Raw genomic sequence first — 16,761 nt, 5'->3', positions numbered from 1 at the left:
TCTTCGGAAAGATGCAATCAAACCCCGGCAAATCAGGTCGGGCAATTGATGGACAATCGCAATGATCTAAAGACTTTGGCGGTAACGGGCTTCCATTTCCGATTGCGTTTCGTTGGGGCCTTCGCTGTTCATCTGGTCTTTAAGCATCTGTCCCATGGTGGGAAGTTCGGCACGGTCGATGATGGCATCGGCCGACCAAAGTTCTGATCGCATGAAAGCCTTGGCGCAATGCAAAAACGCACAGGTGACGGTGATGGCAAGGACCGAGCGCGGAGCTGTATCACGTTCGGTAAACTCGGCGCAGAAATCGGCATCGGTCACGATCTTGACCGTCCCGCGAATACGCAGGGTTTCATTGACGCCGGGGATCATGAAAAGCAGGGCGACCTGCGGGTTTTGGGCAAGATTTCCCAGATTATCCAAACGGTTGTTGCCGGGGCGATCAGGCAGGACCAGCGTAGTGTCATCTTTGACATGGACAAAGCCCGGCAATCCGCCGCGTGGACTAAGATCAGGTTGGGCATTCGATGTTGCGGTTGACAGGATGCAAAACGGCGACAGGGAAATGAACTTCTTGCAATGGATATCAAGCTTTTGAAGTTCTTTGGCCTTGGCCCGCGCGCCGACTTCGGGGTAATGCGCCAGGATTTCAGAACGGGGCGTTTCCGGTGACGACATCGTTGCTTCCTTTTTGCTTTTCAGATCGCAGAAAACCGGTCGCAACAGTGCCTTGCCAAAGTCAGCCTGACAACAGACCAACCCGGAATTCATCCAGCAAAGTTTGAAAATATTTTACCGGTGGGCAATGCGATGAACGCATAAAAAAGCAGCGACAAGAATGCCTTGTCGCTGCCCGTCAAAATCGTGAATGTTCGGAATGCCCGATCAGGCCGTCTTGGCGGTGCTGCGCAATTCCCGGTCATCAATCGGCATGTGAACGATGGCGGCAAAGACGCCAAGCGCCACGGATGCCCACCAGACCGCATCAAAGTTGCCGGTCATGTCATAGACAATCCCGCCCATCCACGCGCCAAAGAACGCGCCGATCTGATGGGACAACATGACGATGCCAAACAGGGTCGCCATGTAACGCGGGCCGAATACCTGTGCGATCAGGCCACTGGTCAGCGGTACGGTCGACAGCCAAAGTGCCCCCATCGATGCCGAGAACAGCAAGATGGTTTCAGAGGTTTTCGGTGCAAAGATAAAGGCAACAATCACCAGTGCACGCATGCCGTAAATCACCGACAGACCGTTCTTTTTGCGCCATTTACCACCGGCCCAACCGGCCGTCAGGGTGCCAAAGATGTTAAACAGTCCAACCAGTGCCAGACCTTCGGCCGCGACCGAACGCGGCAGGCCGCACAGTTCGGTAAAGGTCGGAAGGTGGGTGGCGATCACTGCAATATGGAAACCACAGACAAAGAACCCGGCATTCAAAAGCAGGAAGCCGCGATGTTTGCGCGCCTCGTGAAAGGCCGCGGCCAAGCCCTGCGGACCAAGATCGGGGCTGGCGGTGGGTCCGTGGCCCTCGGCCTTGCCGGTCAGGGCAAAGGCCGCCGGAATAATCAGCATTGAAATGGCGGCAAGAATGCCAAGCGTTGCGACATAGCCAAGCGATCCGTTCAATGACTGTGCGGTCGGGGCCATGATGAACTGGCCAACCGAACCGCCCGCCGATGCCAGGCCAAGGGCAAAGCTTCGGCGTTCCGGGCTGAATACACGGCTGATCGAGGCCAGAATAACCGGGAAGCTGGTTGCACCAACCCCGGTGCCAATCAGGAAGCCCGCCGTCAGGTGCAATTCGCCGGGGGTCGAGGATGTGCCCATCAGGTAAAGGCCAAGACCATACAGGATGGAACCGCCAATCAGGGTCCGGGTGGTGCCAAACCGGTCGGCAAGCGCACCGGCAATCGGGGCTGAAATGCCCCACATCAGGTTCTGGATGGCAAAGGCCAGACCAAAGGTCGCCGCCGTCCAGCCGGTGTCATTGAGCATATCGGGAATAAACAGGCCAAGCGACTGGCGAACACCAAGGTTCAGTGACAGGACAAGGCAACCGCACAGCAAAACCAACCAGGGAAACCACTTGGTTGCGCGCAGCAACGCAAGGCGCGTCGGGCTGGTGGTGCCAGATGAGCTACCGGATGAGCTGCCGGCATTTTGGGTGGGGCTCATGGATGTTCCTCCGCAAAGGGAATTGGTTCGTTGGTGGCGATTTTGCGGACAAGATCGCTATGCGTCCAATTCATTCGAATTATGATGCCGATAACATTTGTTCATGATCGAGGTTTGATACCTGACCGGCACGGATCACAATTTCCCCGATTTTGTCAATGATATCATTAAGATCACCGCTTGATGTCCGGCGGATCAGCGTGATCGCCATGTCCCAGTTCATGCCGGGAATATCAAGAATACGGATGCGGTTGCTGGCCGGACTATGCATGCAGAACCGGCGCGCCATAATGCCATAACCGGCCCCGGCTGCGACCATTTCGATTTGCAATTCAAGGGCGGATACCTCCAGAACCGACTGGAATTCAACCCCGTTCTTGCGGGCCCAGGCGTTGCCAAGGGCGCGGAATGTGCATCCCTCGGGCATCAGGACCATCGGATGTTTGGCAAGTTCGGCAATGCTTGTCGGCTGATGGCGGGCCGATTTCGGGCCAATGGCGACAATATGGTCATCCAGCAGGGTTTCGGGCACCAGACTTGCCGGAAGGTCGCGGGTTTGAATGCCGCCGACAATCCCGTTCGGACCGTCAAGCGACAGCATGGCATCAATCTCGCCACGTCGCAGAAGCGGCAATAACTCGCTGGACCAGCCGCTTTTGATGGTCAGGGAAATGTCGGGAAAGGATGCATGCAGTTGCCGCAATTCCTGTGCGGCCAAAAGCGGGGCCGCCCCGTGACTGACGCCAAGGCGAAAAGGCCCCTGACGTTTGGTGTTGCCCGAAATGGCGTCGGTAAATCCGTCAAGGCGGCGCAAAAGATCGCGTGCCTCGGTCAGGGCACGATGACCCGCCGGGGTTGGTTGCAGCGGTTTGGTCGATCGATCAAACAGGGACGCGCCAATACGATCTTCAAGACGCTGAATGCGGCGGGTAACAGCCGGTTGTGTCAGGCCCAGCCGGTTGGCCGCACCGTGAAAGGATTGCTCGTCGGCAACGGCAATCAATGCTTCAAGTTCGCGGGTATCCATCACCTGTATCCTGATCCGTTGTGGATCATGGGATTGTCCGTGATGGGGCGTTATTATGCAACAAATCTATTAATGGATTGTGTTTGATGCATTTTGGGTATGATGGGCGGTGGCAGCGGCGATTTCAGCCTGCTTCATCTTGGCCTTGAACACGGACGCTGCGGCGGTATAGCCGCCTTCGCCGCCATCCAGAAAATGGAAATGGGCATCATTGGTAATGGACGGCACAATACAGGTCATGATGGCGGTGCGCTGGCGATGGGTGCCAAACAGGATGTCACCGCGAGCCTCGGCTGCTTGCAGATATTCTTCGACTTCTGCAATTTGGTCTGCACTGCAATTCACCGTCATCCAAAGACCATCACCAAACTTGCGAAAGTCGGTGTTGTAACCGGTATAATCGCGATAACGCTTTGGATCGAAATCGCCAAGTTTCCAGCCGGTTTTCATGAGAACAAGCGCAATCAGCGAGATGTAAAGCGCCTTGAACCATGCTTTGAAATAGCCGCCTTCCTTGTGCTCGGTTGCCAGGGCTTCCAGTTTCAGGCCCGGTGGCGGAAAGGCGAAATCGGGGCCGTCTGCCGGGATCGGGCTGCTTTTACGCGGGCTGTTATCAAGGATTGCAAATAGCCCGGCAACGACCGTATCGAATTTGATCCGATCCGTTGTCGGTTGCACAATGATCGACAAAATCTGGTCATCGCCCTTGGCCTGGATTGGTGACCAGCGGCAAGACAGGCCCGTCAAATCGGGCCGCGTGCCATTTGGGGCGGGTGGAATAACGTTATCACCCGATTTCATCCGGTCTTCGGCCCATTTAAGGCCACGGCCATTGAACATGGCATAGGACACCGGGGCCGAGACGGCAAAACGTGCAATACGGACATCACGTCCGGTTGCCCGGATATCTGAAATCGGGAACAGGGCAACACGCAATTCAAGTTCAAGGGTTTCACGCGCCCAGATCGCGGTTGCGGCCATCGCAGCACGAACTTCGTCGATGCGGTCTGGCGGACAGGCGAAACTTGCGCCATCACCACCGAATATGAACGGATAATCGGAATGGCCGAGCGCGTTGCTGACCGCGCAAATCACCGATGCACCAACCATATTCACATCCTTGAAACGACCTGCGGCAATTGCCTTGGTCGATCCGACGATGTCGGATGTGCCAATCCACCAATCATCGGGCAAGGCATGATAAACCGAGCCATCCAGAACCTTTGCGAAATCGTCAAAAACCGGAATATCAAGATATGGATTGGTCACGTTCATCTCGCTTGTTGGTGGCGAGCCGCGCGATCAGTAATGCGGCGGAGGAGCATCGTCTTCTGGTGCTGTACGCAGAAAATCGGTCATCCGTTTAATATCAGAAGACATTAATTTGTTCCGGCGTTCCAGAATGTCGATGCGGTCCCACTGGGATTTGATCATGTCAGAAAGGTCGCTGACCACTGAATCCATGTGGGCCAGCTTGATTTCAAGTTCGGTAATGCGGTTGTCCGTATCGTCGTTATTCATATCGGTATCTTCTGGATTTGGGGGCCACCGTGTGGCAGGACTGTTTGGCGGGACCCTAACATATTTTGCGGGCAGATGACGGATTTATCGGTACTTGTTTTTGTTGTGATCATTCTGGCTCTGATTGCGATTTATGCCATTCGCCTGAAGTCGGTGCCGATGCCGACCTTGCCGTCGGCGGCTGCTGAAATCATTGCCTATATCCCGTCCGACGTTAAGTCGGTGACCGATTTCGGATCGGGGTGGGGGGATTTGGCCATGTCGATTGCGCGCGCCCGGCCTGATCTTCGCGTCACGGGAATTGAACTTTCGCCCGTACCCTATGCCATTAGCCGGATGCGGGCGGTTTTGGCGGCAAAGCCGAACCTGTCGCTGATCCGCGGTGATTTCCGCAAACTGGACCTTGATTTTGGTGATGTGGTGGTCTGTTTTATCGATCCGCGTGTGATGGGCGATGTGGGGGACGTTTTGTCCCAACGGATGGGCGATGGCGGGATTGTCATTTCACGCGGCTTTGCCATTCCCGGCTGGCAGGCCTTTGGCGAGGTGCCGATGAAAACCAGCAGCGACCGGCTTTATTTGTACAGGTTTGGCAAGCACAAGCCCGACGGGATTGCGTGATCAACTGCCACAGCAGGAACCGGTTTTACCACTTAGTTGAACCGGCGGGCAGGGAACTGTCCCGTAAGAACAAAACACACAGCAATCACCGGCAAGTGGCCGTAAAACAGCACCGCATCCCTTGCAGTCATAAAAATACTGGCAGGCGTCGGTCGGCATGGTTTCGGTTTCGACATGCCCGCATTCGGGGCATGCCAGAACCGATGTCAGGTTGATGTTTTTAGGATCAGTCTTCTTCATAGACTTTGATCAGGGCCGAATGATCAAGATCGCCGCCGCCCATGGCGATGACTTCGTCATACAGCTCCATCGCAAGGCGCGAGATCGGCAATTCAAGGCCAAGTTCGCCCTCGGAAAACTCAAGCGCCTGATAAAGGTCCTTGCGCTGGGTGATGACCTTGCCGCCCGGAACGAAATTACGTTCGATCATGCGTTCGCCATGCTTTTGCAAGATCGCAGAATCCGCAAAGCCCCCGGTCAGCGCCGAGCGAAGCTTGCCAAGGTCAACACCGGCCTCGTCGGCCATCGAAAAGGCCTCTGCAACGGCGCCAATGGTGATGCCGACGATCATCTGGTTGGCGGCCTTGGCGATCTGGCCTGCTGTGACGTCGCCGACATGGGTAACGCGTGCGCCAAGGACTTCAAAGACCCGATGGGCACGTTCGAAATCTTCCTTGTCCGCGCCGACCATGATGGAAAGGGTGCCGCTTTCTGCGCCGTGCGTGCCGCCCGACACCGGGGCATCAATCCATTTCCCGCCGGCATCTTCAACCGCGTCGGCAAAACGGCGGGTGGCATCAACCGCAGTGGTGCCCATATCGATGACAATCGTGCCTTCTTCCATGCCGTCAATGACGCCGTCTTCGCCCAAAAGCACATTTTCAAGGGCTGGTGTGTTGGCAACGCAAATGATGACGATATCGGCATCGGCAACCGCATCGGCCGGGGTGCCAGCCGTTGCAATACCAAGGTCTTCAAAGGCATTGAGTGTTTCGGGATTGCGGGTATTGACCGTCAGGACCGCACCGGCCTTTTCAAGGTTCAGCGCCATCGGGCGCCCCATCAGTCCAAGTCCGATAAAGGCAATGTTTTCCCCGGAAAGAGCAGTCATGACAGCAATCCCTTTGTTGGCGGTGGGCAGTAAATCAGGTCGATCATTAACGTCATCCATACCGATATGGCGTGGATGCGGGCAATCGTGTGGGCAAGGCCATATCATATTGCGGCAGTGATGAAAGCTGCGATTTCAAGAATGTGTGCCCGAAACGCGCTTGGATTGCCGCAATTTCAATCAGACAGGGCCCCGTTTTTTATGGTCATGCTGGTTAAGTCTGCTGTCTTTTCGGCCCGACTCTAGGTGCAGGCGAAAATGATATACCTGACGTCGCGTCATCAAAAATCGCCGGGCCGGACATAGCGGGCGGCCATGGCGCGTTCAATGGCCGAACCGACCAGGCGGTCGATATCAAGCCGATGACGGAGCAATTCAAGGATCCGGAGTTCTTCCTGACTGATTTCACTGTCGGAAAGAACGATTTCGCAGGCAAAGACATACGCCGTTTCACGCAATTTGCGCGGAAGAGCATCGCGGATCATATCAAGGGTACGGTCCATGCCGTCTTCTTCACCCAGCAGCCGGGCGCAATCGCGGGCAACGCTGGTGACGCCATCATTATCAAATCCGGCAAAAATCGGCAGATAACGTACCCGTCGGCCCATCGCGGAAAGTTCGGCGTCGGTAATGTCATTATCGGCGGCCGAAACCATAACCATTGTGTAGATCAAGGCATCCTGATGCGAAATCACGTTGGTTACTCCCTTCCAATGGAACTGGCAGAAATATGTTTCTGCGGACAGACGACGTTGGTAACGGCAAGCTGTGACAATCATTGGGCGGGGGAATGGTATGACGATAACAATCGGCGGGCAACAGTTAAGCGATTAAATTTTTTGGATTTTAAGGATTACGTAGTGAAATCTGACACAATCTGTTATTGCCGATCAGACGGGGGCAAAAAATGCATCGCAAGTTGTATGTAGTTCAGGCAAATTAGAAAAAAATATACGCCTGTTCAAAATATTAGCGAAATAAAGCGGCTGCTTGCTCTTCTTGGGGAAAAATTGCCTTTGCAGTGCAAGGGGGAGCGGCTATGGTCGCGCAGCGATAACGAAAATGACGATCAAAGCGGATATGGGAGACATCAACGCAATCAATCCCGTCAACACACTGGCGGCATTGATCAGCCACCTGCGTTTGCCGTCGGGGATATACGACCCTGTCGGACAGCGTCTGCTTGTCAATTCGTTATGGATTCCCTGGTTTGACGTGGCTCTGGAAGAGTCCCAATGGCATGAAATTGGCGACCTTGGATGCCTGTCAGATTTGCTGCCGGAACTGGCGACCGAAATCATTGAAAATGGCGGTTATCACAGCCGTACTTCCGAAGTGCGGGGCAAGGAACATGTGCTGTTTGGCTGGAAGTTGACGATTGCCGGTTATGACTATATCCGACTGCTGGTCATGGACAGTGACTTGTCGTCTGGCATGGGAAGCCTGATCTCGCCGCAGCCGGTTTTGATCTTTGAGCGTGGCGGCGCAATGCGATGCGCGAACAGTGCCGCCGAACAGCTCGCACTTGAAATGGGTTTCTCGTCTGCTCTTGCGTTGGCGCATCCTGTTGACCAGCGCGCTCTTGTCGATCACGACGGGCCACAATTTGATGCCGAAAATTCCCGCACAGTCCATTACGGACAGCGGTTTTTCCAGTGGCAGTGCATGCCGCTTTTCGGCGGGGATTTTGTCGTCCTGTTCGGACAGGAACGTACCCGCGAGGAAAGTTATCGCCGGGCGCTTGAACATGCTGTTCACGGCATCATTGAACTAAGCGCCGAAGGCACGATTACCCATGTGAACGAAGAAACCGCGACATTGTTCAATTATGACAGTGTGCGCGAAGTGATGCAGGCCTATCTGCGTCATCCCGAAACGTTTTATGCCAATGACAGCGACCGTTTGCAGTTGCGCCGTGATCTGGCGTCCGGCATTGGCGTTCATGCACGCGATCTGGAAATGCGCCGTTCGGACGGCAGTCAGATCTGGGTTCGCCTGAATGCGACGGAAATCCGTGGCGAGGGTGGTGGTCTGCTTGGCTATAGCGTTACGGTAACCGACATCACCAAAAGCCGGCAGGCGGAATATGATCTGCGCCGGCGTCAGGAACGGTATCGCGCGCTGGTTCAAACCGCGGGCAGCGTCATTCTGTTCCTTGATGCCGAGGGACGCATTCTTGAATATAACCGCGAATGTGAATGGACTTTTGGCTATTCCTGGATGGAGGCCGCCGGTCAGAACTTCTTTGATTTCCTGTTGATCGAAGCTGATCGTGCGCGGGTCCGTATGGCGGTTCGGCGGTTGCTTTCGGGTGAAATCATCAAGGACGAGGTTTTCTCGTTCAAGCGCCGCGACGGAGAAATTCGTTTGCTGCAATGGAATGCGCGTGCGCATTTCGGCGAAGACGGGGATATTGCCGGTGTGATCTGCATCGGGCAGGACGTGACCGAGAAGCTGGCGGTTGAACGCGCATTGCGTCATGCCGAGGAAAAATTCCGCGGGATTTTTGAAAACTCGGCCGAGGGCCTTTATCAAAGCATGCCTCTTGGTCCGGTTTTGTCAGCCAACCCGGCATTCGTTTCGATTTTGGGATACGATTCAGTTGATGAATTGCTGTTGCAGAAAGACGAATTGCAGAACCATTACCTTAATCCGGTAAGCCGCGTACGCCTGACCGGGCGTTTGTTGCGCGATGGTGCGGTACAGGGTTTTGAAACCGAATTGCGCCGCAGCGACGGCAAGATCATCTGGGTCGAAGAAAATGCCCGCCTTGTCCGCGATGACAAGGGACGGCCCAGCCTGATTGAAGGGTCGATTACCGATATTACCGACCGTAAACGCAGCGAAGCCCGCATTCAGTTCCTGGCCCATCACGATGGCCTGACCGGCCTTCCGAACCGGACATTGTTCCAGGAACGTCTGGCCGCGGCGGTTGAAAGATCCAAGCGCGAACGTCGTCATTTTGTGTTGATGATGTTTGATCTGGATAACTTCAAGGACATCAACGACACACTCGGGCACCCGATCGGCGACCTACTCTTACAGGGGGTGGGTGAACGCATGCGCGTTTGCCTGCGCAACGAAGATGTGGTGGCCCGTCTGGGCGGGGACGAGTTTGCGGTACTGATCCACGAACCGGGTTCTGTCGAAGAAGTTACCTTTGTTGCCCAGCGCCTGATCGAACGGATTTCCGAACGTTTCATGCTTGATGGCAACGAAGTACAGGCATCGACATCGGTCGGGATTTGCATGTATCCGCAAGATGGTCGTGATGAAAAAGACCTTTTGCGCAATGCCGATCTGGCGCTTTATTGTTCCAAGGCCGAGGGCCGCAACCGGTATCATTTCTTTGAACCGAAATTGCAGGTCGAGGTTCAGGAACGCAAGGCGATGGAACGCGATCTTAGCCATGCCATTGCCAATGACGAGCTTGAACTGTTCTATCAGCCGATCATTGATATGGGCGGGCATCGCATCATCGGTATGGAGGCCCTTGTCCGCTGGTTCAGCCCGTCACGCGGTCCGGTCAGCCCGGTTGATTTTATCCCGGTTGCCGAACGGATGGGCATCATTGCCGATATCGGCAAGTGGGTGTTGAACCGGGCATGCGACCAGACCAAGGCCTGGCGTGATGACGGCTATGGCGATTTGACGATTTCGGTCAATCTGTCGCCGCTCGAACTGGCGCGGCACGAAGACCTGATTGAAAGTGTCGGCGAAGTTCTGGCCCGTTCCGGCCTTAATCCGCGCCAGTTGCAGTTCGAAGTGACCGAGGGTGCGGTGATGGATAACCCGCGCGAGGCCGCCATTACCCTTGGCATCCTGCGCAATCAGGGCATTCGTATTGCGATTGATGATTTCGGGACCGGTTATTCGTCACTCGCCTATCTGAAAAGGTTCCCGGTCGACAAGATCAAGATCGACCGGTCCTTTATCATCGATATCGACAGTTCAGATGGTAATGCCGCCATTGTGCGTGCGGTGGTGTTCCTTGCACGGTCGTTCGGTATGGCGGTCAATGTCGAAGGCATCGAAACCGAAACCCAGCTTGAACATATCGCGTCCGAGGGCGTTGACGAAGTTCAGGGCTTCTATTTCAGCAAGCCGGTTTCAGCGACGGATATGGAAGCCTTGCTTAAAGCCAACAAGGTCGCCCCGACCGAATTCCCGCTAAGCCGCGGTACGATCGCACATTGATCAAAGGGCGCAGACGCCCATTGCAAACGGACACGAAAAAAGGTGCATGGAGATTTCCCCATGCACCTTTTGTTTTCAGCCGGTCTTTACCGTTTTATGCCGCACTCTGTTGACGGGTTTCACCCGCCCCCTTGCACAGCTTGGCCCGGTTGATCTGCATGACCGTTGGCAGAACCGGGTTTTTGGCAAGCGCCCCTTCGCGTTTAAGGTTGGCGATCATGCGGCTTGCCGTTTCGGTGGTGGTCGCAATGATATTGCCAAGCTTTTCACGGTTGGGCAGGGATACCTGATCCTTGTGCGATGCCCAAAGCAGGAACCGGCAAATGCGGCGCATCGCCGATCCGGTGCCAAAGCTTATTTTAAGCTGCTGGGCATCCATGACCTCGGTGGCAAGAAGCGACATCACTGCTTCTTGTGTCAGGCGGTCTTTGTGCTGTGCATCCTGCACGCGTGTGATCGGCAGGCGCTTGATGATTGAAGGCGCAATGGTTTCGATCACCAGCGACGGGTCACTGACGGCAAGCATTTCAAGCCCGATGAAATCACCGGGACGATAAACACGACAAACCTGTCTTTCACCGTCTTCGGTATATTTGCACCGCAGGGCAAGGCCGCTTGCCAGCAAATAGATATAGGCCTGGTCTTCGGCGTGATGGCCGATGCTGGCATCTGCCGGAAGATTAAGGGCGGCCGGTTCGGCCAGTTTTTCAAGAATGGATAAGGCGTCCAGTTTGTTCATGGGTTGTCCCCCATTGGCAAAATCAGGATACGCGGCAAGTGCGGGGTCGCGTATCGACACCAGTCTCTGGGCCCGGCATGACATCCGGGGATGGCCCATTCGGGCAGATATTCGACTTTGTTTCCGGCACGGATTCCGGGTGTGAAGATACATTTATGGCGTAAAATGCCCAAGACCTCGGAAACAAAATCAGATGGTCGCGGGCGGTGCGCGCGGGGATGCCGCAATCGGACAAAAGCCGTGCAGACGTGCGGTGATATGAAGGGCCGTTACCTGATTGGAAAGCTTGATGCGGTGAACCAGTGGTAATTCGGGTTCAACCGGCATCCCGACCGCATGATTGCCAAGACCGCAACTTGCACACTGGAAACCTTCATAGGCGTTCGAGCTGTGCGGGGCGGTGCCGCCATCCTTGGCGACCTCGGCCGGGACCGAAATCGTTTTGATGCCGTTGGCAGTACAAATGATCAGGGGAACATAGGTAACGTCGGCGGATGCCGTGCTTGCCGGAACAGATGCAAGTGCCACCGGGGCATGCATGAACCCGAACATCATGCCATTAACCAGCAACAGCCACCCGACAAGGAGTGACAGCGTGCGTCGAACGACCGGAATGTGTTTTCGGGTGACTGACACGGCTTCTATCCAGATAGGAAAGACACGGCTTTTCAATAGACCTTTGAAAAGCCTGTGTCAAAGGCAGAGATAGTGAACCAGTTATCAGTATTTCTTTATAATCATTCTGATCACAAGGTTGCGGATTGTCCCTTTGGTTCTAGGCCGTGGCCTTGCGGGCGGCGCGTGCCATGGAAAGGCGTAACATGACTACCCCGGTAATGGCAACCACACCGCCCAAAAGGGTCAAGATATCGGGTGTAATGCCACTAAGTGCCCAGGCCAAAGTGATCGCAATCGGGGGCACGAGATATAAAAAGTTTGCCGCGGATGCCGGGCCGAAATGGCCGATGGCATAGCTCCATGTTGCATAGCCAAGCGATGCCGAAACCAGTCCAAGGAACATCACAGCCGATATCACCGATGTCGGGGCCACACTGATTTGTGCCAAGCCATCGGGCAGCCACGGACCAAGCCACAGCGCCCCGGTGATCAGCGTCCAGCAGCTGCAGGTTGCCGGGCCATAGCGCGCAATCACACCGCGCACCAGAACGAAATAGGTCGCCGACAGGATTGATGCCAACAGGATCAGGGAACTGCCATTGCCAAATTTCATCGGGCCGGGCTGGGCAAAGGCGATTAGGATGACGCCCGAAAAACTGACGATGGTGGCAACCCATGCCCCGATCCCGAACCGATCACGCAGGAAAAATGTCGCAAGCAACGCGGTCCAGATCGGCAAGGTATTGATGATAAAGCTTGCCGCACCGGGCGATACGGTTTGCTGCCCGGTATTGAGCAACCAGTTATAGATGCTGATGCCCAGCGCCCCGCCAAGCGCAAGTCGCGCCAGATCAACAATCTTGGGCATTTCAGGACGTTTGACCATAAGCCAGATCACCGCCGGGCAGGCTGCAAGGGCAAAGCGCGCAGCGGCCAGCGGCAGTGGATCAAGACCGCCAAGGGCGACTTTGATCAAGGGAAAGGACGCAGCCCAGGAAAGCACCGTAATCAGGGCGCAGACAAGGCCAAGGGAAGGACGTGAAAGCATGTCGATAACCTTTGTGACATCTGTCGAGATTTGTTTATGAACATGCTGATACGCGGATCAAAGCTGTTGACATAGAGCATGGCTTTGGGGTCAGCTGTGCATATGATGCACAGCAAAGATGTCTCCCTTCCTCCACTAGCCTTGTTGCCCGCGGTGATGGCCGCGGCACGCAACGGATCGTTTTCGGCTGCTGCCGCAGAAATGGGGGTAACGCACAGCGTGATCAGCCGCCATGTGGCACAGGTTGAACAATGGCTTGGCTATGATCTGTTTGAACGGTATGGCCGCGGGGTGCGCCCGACACCTGACGGGCAACGCTTTTTGCGTGATGTGCAGGGGGCCATCGAACTTTTGTCCCAAGGCGCTCAGCCGTGGCGGCAACGTCGCGGGCCGGATGTCATCAAGATCAGTTTGTTGCCGTCTTATGCGCGGATCTGGTTTCTTGCCCTGGTGCCCGATATCGAGCGGGATTTGAATGTCCGGCTTGAACTTGAAATTTCCGAACGACTGGCAGATTTCAATGAAGGCCAGACCGACATTGCCATTCGCTGTGGCAAGGGCCAGTGGCAGGGTACAAAATCGACCCGGTTGTTTTCCGATGATCTGGTGCCGCTGATTTCGCCGAAACTTCTGGCCGGACGCGATCCGCAAAGCCTTGATGCAGAAGCAATTGCAAGCCTGCCACTGCTTAATGACAGTGATGCGACCGGGTGGCGTCACTGGTTGGAGGCGCACGGCGTGAAGTTCCGTCAAAAGCCTTCAGACCGCCGGTTCGAGGATTACAGTGTCGGGCTTTGTGCCGCTGATGCGGGCATCGGTGTCATTCTTTCGCGCTTGCCCTTTGCCCGAAAGGCCATTGCAAGTCATGACCTTGTCATGTTGCCCTTTGCCCCGGTACGAAGCCCGCTTGCGACATTTCTGGTGCAACCCGGTTATGAGCAACGCCCGGCGGTTCGTGCGGTTGCCGAACGTTTGATTTCGGCGGCAAGGGACTGTGAATAGGGAACTTTTCCTGTTCGCCTTGCGTTTAATCGGCTAAGCTTTGTGGCAATTTCAGGTTGATTATGTTTGGCCGCATCACTGGCAGGAGTAAAGCCAATGACCCAGGTTATCAATGACGGGACCCCGGAAATGCGCGGACTTCTGGATAAAAGCCGTAAGCGGTTGCGCAATGTCGGCGTGATCATGCTGGTGCTTGGTATTCTGGCTGTGGCCTTTCCGCTGGCAACCACCATCGCCTTTAAAACCATGATCGGCTGGTTGTTCATTATCGGGGCGGTCGGGCATTTTTACGGGGCCTGGAATGCCGATACACCGACTCGGCGTTCGCTTGATATCATCCAGGGCGTTATTTTCGGGGTGATTGGCGGCTGGCTGGCGTTTTTCCCGCTTGCCGGTGTTGTGACCCTGACCGTGTTGCTGGCGATTGCCTTTATCCTGCAAGGGCTGCTTGAATTGCTGATGGCGTCACGGCTCAGCCAGTTTCCCGGCTGGAAATGGATGCTGTTTTCAGGTGCGATTGCGATCCTTGCCGGGGTTATGATCTTTGCCGAATTGCCAAGTTCTGCGGCCTGGGCCATCGGGTTGTTGCTGGGCATCAATCTGTTGTCGTCCGGGTTCAGTTATCTGATGCTTTCGGTTGCGATGGGCAAGGTTACACGTGCCTGATTGATATGCGGATTGCCGCATTGCCCTGTGGTGTGATCGCGAAACTTAATGCATCATAATGTGATCACATAAAAGGAGCGCGGCATGACGGATCAGGCAGTTTCAGGTGTTCTTGAACGCATCGATGATGCCCTGTCTGCGCCGGTTTTGAACCGGGCCATCCTTGTTGCCACCTTGCTTGCCATGATTGCCCATTTCATCCTGCTTTGGGTTGGGCCGGAAATGGCAGGCGGGTATCATTCCGCCGACCTTCCGCTTTTTGCCCTGTTCGCTCTCGGTGGGGTGCCGATCCTGATGCAGCTTGCGATCAAACTGCTTCGGCGCGAAATGGGTGCGGATTTCCTTGCCGCCATTGCCTTTGTCACCGGGGTGTGGCTGGGTGAATATCTTGCGGCCAGTCTGATTATTCTGATGCTGACCGGCGGGCAGGTTTTGGAAAGCTTTGCCATGCGCAAGGCATCCTCGGCGCTTAATGCCCTTGCGCGCCGCATGCCAAGTGTCGCACACCGCAAGGAAGTAAATGGCGATATTTCTGACATTGCCCTTGATGATATCAAGATTGATGACCTGATTGCGGTCTTTCCCCATGAAACCGCCCCGGTCGATGGCATTGTTGTCGACGGGCATGGTTCGATGGATGAAAGCTATCTGACGGGGGAACCCTATGTGGTGGCCAAGGCCCCGGGAACCGCGGTGCTTTCAGGGGCAATCAATGGCGAGGCGGTCCTGATCATCCGGGCGGAAAAGTGCGCCCAAGATTCCCGATATGCCCAGATCATGAATGTCATGGCCGAGGCCGAACAAAAACGCCCGCATATCCGACGCCTTGGGGATCAGATCGGGGCATGGTTTGCCCCGGCGGCGTTATTGTTTGCGCTGCTTGTCGGGTATCTAAGCGGGGATTCATCTCGGTTTCTGGCGGTTCTTGTGGTGGCAACACCCTGTCCGCTTTTGATTGCCATTCCAATCACGGTGATGAGTGCGATTTCGATTGCAGCACGGCGGGGCATCGTCATCCGCGATCCGACCGTGCTGGAACGATTGCCAACCTGTCAGACTGCGATCTTTGATAAGACCGGCACATTGACCTATGGGCGGCCGGAACTGGTGGATGTTTTGCCCGGTGCCGGGTTCGAGGCCGATTTTGTCCTGCGCCTGACAGCAGGGCTTGAACGCTATTCCAAGCATCCGCTGGCATCAGCCGTGCTTAAGGCCGCCCAAAACAAGAAGCTGCCGCTTGATGAAGTCTCGCACGCATCCGAAAAGCCGGGGCAGGGTCTAAGCGGGCAGGTCGATGGTCACGAAGTAGTGGTGACCCATCGAAACAAGCTTGTGAAATCCGATCCCGATATCGCAGCACTTTTGCCCGAAACGGCGGCGGGGCTGGAATGCGTGGTGCTGATCAATGGCAAATACGGCGCAACATTCCGGTTTCGCGATACCCCACGCGCCGAGGGCGAAAGCTTCGTCGGACATCTGGGTGAAATCCATCATTTTAACAAAGTCATGTTGCTGTCGGGCGACCGCGAAAGTGAGGTCAGCTATCTTTCCGACTTGCTTGGCATCCGCGAAAGCCTTGCCTCACAAAGCCCGGAACAGAAAGTCGCCATCGTCCGGGCCGAGGCCGCCACGGCCCCGACATTATTCATGGGCGATGGCATCAATGATGCCCCGGCACTTGCGGTTGCCACCGTCGGCATCGCCTTTGGCAAGGAAAGTGCCGTTACCGCCGATGCCGCCGGGGCCGTAATCCCCGAAGCATCCCTTGTCACGGTTGACGAGCTTCTTCACATCAGCATGGCAATGCGTCGCATCCTTTTGCAAAGCGTGATTGGCGGTATGGTTTTGTCCATCCTTGCCATGGGCTTTGCCGCCGCAGGTTACATTACCCCGGTCGCCGGTGCGTTGCTTCAGGAAGGCATTGATGTGATTGCCATCCTTAATGCGCTAAGGCTGGCGATCCGGCATGATATTGATGCCGATATCTCCTCAGAGCAGCGTGAAGATTTGTAATTTCGATTTTTTAACAGATT

The 16,761-nt window shown here is 55.4% G+C and carries 16 protein-coding genes; 5 read left to right on the top strand and 11 right to left on the bottom strand.

Annotated elements, in window-relative coordinates; all coding sequences use genetic code 11:
• Positions 1-66 precede the first annotated feature (66 nt).
• The 5 genes from TH19_RS07535 to TH19_RS07515 form a co-directional block, all read right to left on the bottom strand.
• Positions 67-678, bottom strand: coding sequence for a pyridoxamine 5'-phosphate oxidase family protein (locus TH19_RS07535; protein WP_114101874.1), 612 nt, complete (start codon positions 676-678; stop codon positions 67-69).
• 207 nt (positions 679-885) lie between these two features.
• Positions 886-2,178, bottom strand: coding sequence for an MFS transporter (locus TH19_RS07530; protein ID WP_258547862.1), 1,293 nt, complete (start codon positions 2,176-2,178; stop codon positions 886-888).
• Positions 2,179-2,257: 79 nt separating this feature from the next.
• Positions 2,258-3,205: a LysR family transcriptional regulator gene (locus tag TH19_RS07525; protein WP_114101724.1), complete on the bottom strand. Its 948-nt coding sequence runs from the start codon at positions 3,203-3,205 to the stop codon at positions 2,258-2,260.
• A 69-nt stretch (positions 3,206-3,274) separates the two neighbouring features.
• Positions 3,275-4,480, bottom strand: a complete 1,206-nt coding sequence (locus tag TH19_RS07520; RefSeq protein ID WP_114101723.1) for a DUF3095 domain-containing protein — start codon at positions 4,478-4,480, stop codon at positions 3,275-3,277.
• Positions 4,481-4,507: 27 nt separating this feature from the next.
• Positions 4,508-4,726 carry a SlyX family protein gene (locus TH19_RS07515; RefSeq protein ID WP_114101722.1) on the bottom strand — a complete coding sequence of 73 codons (219 nt, stop codon included), beginning with the start codon at positions 4,724-4,726 and terminating at the stop codon, positions 4,508-4,510.
• A 75-nt stretch (positions 4,727-4,801) separates the two neighbouring features.
• Between TH19_RS07515 and TH19_RS07510 the strand changes: the two genes are divergently transcribed.
• Complete coding sequence (locus tag TH19_RS07510) at positions 4,802-5,347, top strand: class I SAM-dependent methyltransferase (RefSeq protein WP_114101721.1); 546 nt, start codon at positions 4,802-4,804, stop codon at positions 5,345-5,347.
• Here TH19_RS07510 and TH19_RS07505 read toward each other — a convergent pair whose 3' ends face one another.
• The 3 genes from TH19_RS07505 to TH19_RS07495 all read right to left on the bottom strand — a co-directional run bounded on the left by TH19_RS07505 (position 5,348) and on the right by TH19_RS07495 (position 7,153).
• Complete coding sequence (locus TH19_RS07505) at positions 5,348-5,587, bottom strand: GDCCVxC domain-containing (seleno)protein (RefSeq protein ID WP_114101720.1); 240 nt, start codon at positions 5,585-5,587, stop codon at positions 5,348-5,350.
• The gene (locus tag TH19_RS07500; RefSeq protein WP_114101872.1) at positions 5,574-6,458 is read right to left on the bottom strand and encodes an NAD(P)-dependent oxidoreductase; all 885 of its coding nucleotides are present in this window, start codon (positions 6,456-6,458) and stop codon (positions 5,574-5,576) included. The genes TH19_RS07505 and TH19_RS07500 overlap by 14 nt, the downstream gene beginning before the upstream one ends.
• 281 nt (positions 6,459-6,739) lie before the next feature.
• Positions 6,740-7,153, bottom strand: coding sequence for a tellurite resistance TerB family protein (locus TH19_RS07495; protein ID WP_114101871.1), 414 nt, complete (start codon positions 7,151-7,153; stop codon positions 6,740-6,742).
• A gap of 367 nt (positions 7,154-7,520) precedes the next feature.
• On the opposite strand from TH19_RS07495, the gene TH19_RS07490 reads away from it, so the two are divergent.
• Positions 7,521-10,655 carry a sensor domain-containing protein gene (locus TH19_RS07490; protein ID WP_258547861.1) on the top strand — a complete coding sequence of 1,045 codons (3,135 nt, stop codon included), beginning with the start codon at positions 7,521-7,523 and terminating at the stop codon, positions 10,653-10,655.
• A 94-nt stretch (positions 10,656-10,749) separates the two neighbouring features.
• Here TH19_RS07490 and TH19_RS07485 read toward each other — a convergent pair whose 3' ends face one another.
• The 3 genes from TH19_RS07485 to TH19_RS07475 all read right to left on the bottom strand — a co-directional run bounded on the left by TH19_RS07485 (position 10,750) and on the right by TH19_RS07475 (position 13,060).
• Positions 10,750-11,394: a Crp/Fnr family transcriptional regulator gene (locus TH19_RS07485; RefSeq protein ID WP_114101719.1), complete on the bottom strand. Its 645-nt coding sequence runs from the start codon at positions 11,392-11,394 to the stop codon at positions 10,750-10,752.
• Between the two features lie 189 nt (positions 11,395-11,583).
• On the bottom strand, positions 11,584-12,030 hold the full coding sequence (locus TH19_RS07480; RefSeq protein WP_258547860.1) for a DUF2946 family protein: 447 nt from the start codon (positions 12,028-12,030) through the stop codon (positions 11,584-11,586).
• 139 nt (positions 12,031-12,169) lie between these two features.
• Positions 12,170-13,060 carry a DMT family transporter gene (locus TH19_RS07475; protein WP_114101718.1) on the bottom strand — a complete coding sequence of 297 codons (891 nt, stop codon included), beginning with the start codon at positions 13,058-13,060 and terminating at the stop codon, positions 12,170-12,172.
• Positions 13,061-13,162: 102 nt separating this feature from the next.
• Between TH19_RS07475 and TH19_RS07470 the strand changes: the two genes are divergently transcribed.
• The 3 genes from TH19_RS07470 (at position 13,163) to TH19_RS07460 (ending at position 16,741) form a co-directional block, all read left to right on the top strand.
• Complete coding sequence (locus TH19_RS07470) at positions 13,163-14,062, top strand: LysR substrate-binding domain-containing protein (RefSeq protein ID WP_181846351.1); 900 nt, start codon at positions 13,163-13,165, stop codon at positions 14,060-14,062.
• Positions 14,063-14,158: 96 nt separating this feature from the next.
• Entirely contained in the window at positions 14,159-14,728 is a 570-nt protein-coding gene (locus TH19_RS07465; RefSeq protein WP_114101716.1) for an HdeD family acid-resistance protein, read from the top strand.
• An 84-nt stretch (positions 14,729-14,812) separates the two neighbouring features.
• Positions 14,813-16,741 (top strand): heavy metal translocating P-type ATPase, encoded by a 1,929-nt coding sequence (locus TH19_RS07460; protein WP_114101715.1) that lies wholly within the window; start codon positions 14,813-14,815, stop codon positions 16,739-16,741.
• The last annotated feature ends 20 nt before the right edge of the window (positions 16,742-16,761 follow it).

Source organism: Thalassospira profundimaris (assembly GCF_003326675.1).
Lineage (GTDB): Bacteria > Pseudomonadota > Alphaproteobacteria > Rhodospirillales > Thalassospiraceae > Thalassospira > Thalassospira aquimaris.
This window is presented reverse-complemented; position numbering and strand designations above follow the sequence as displayed.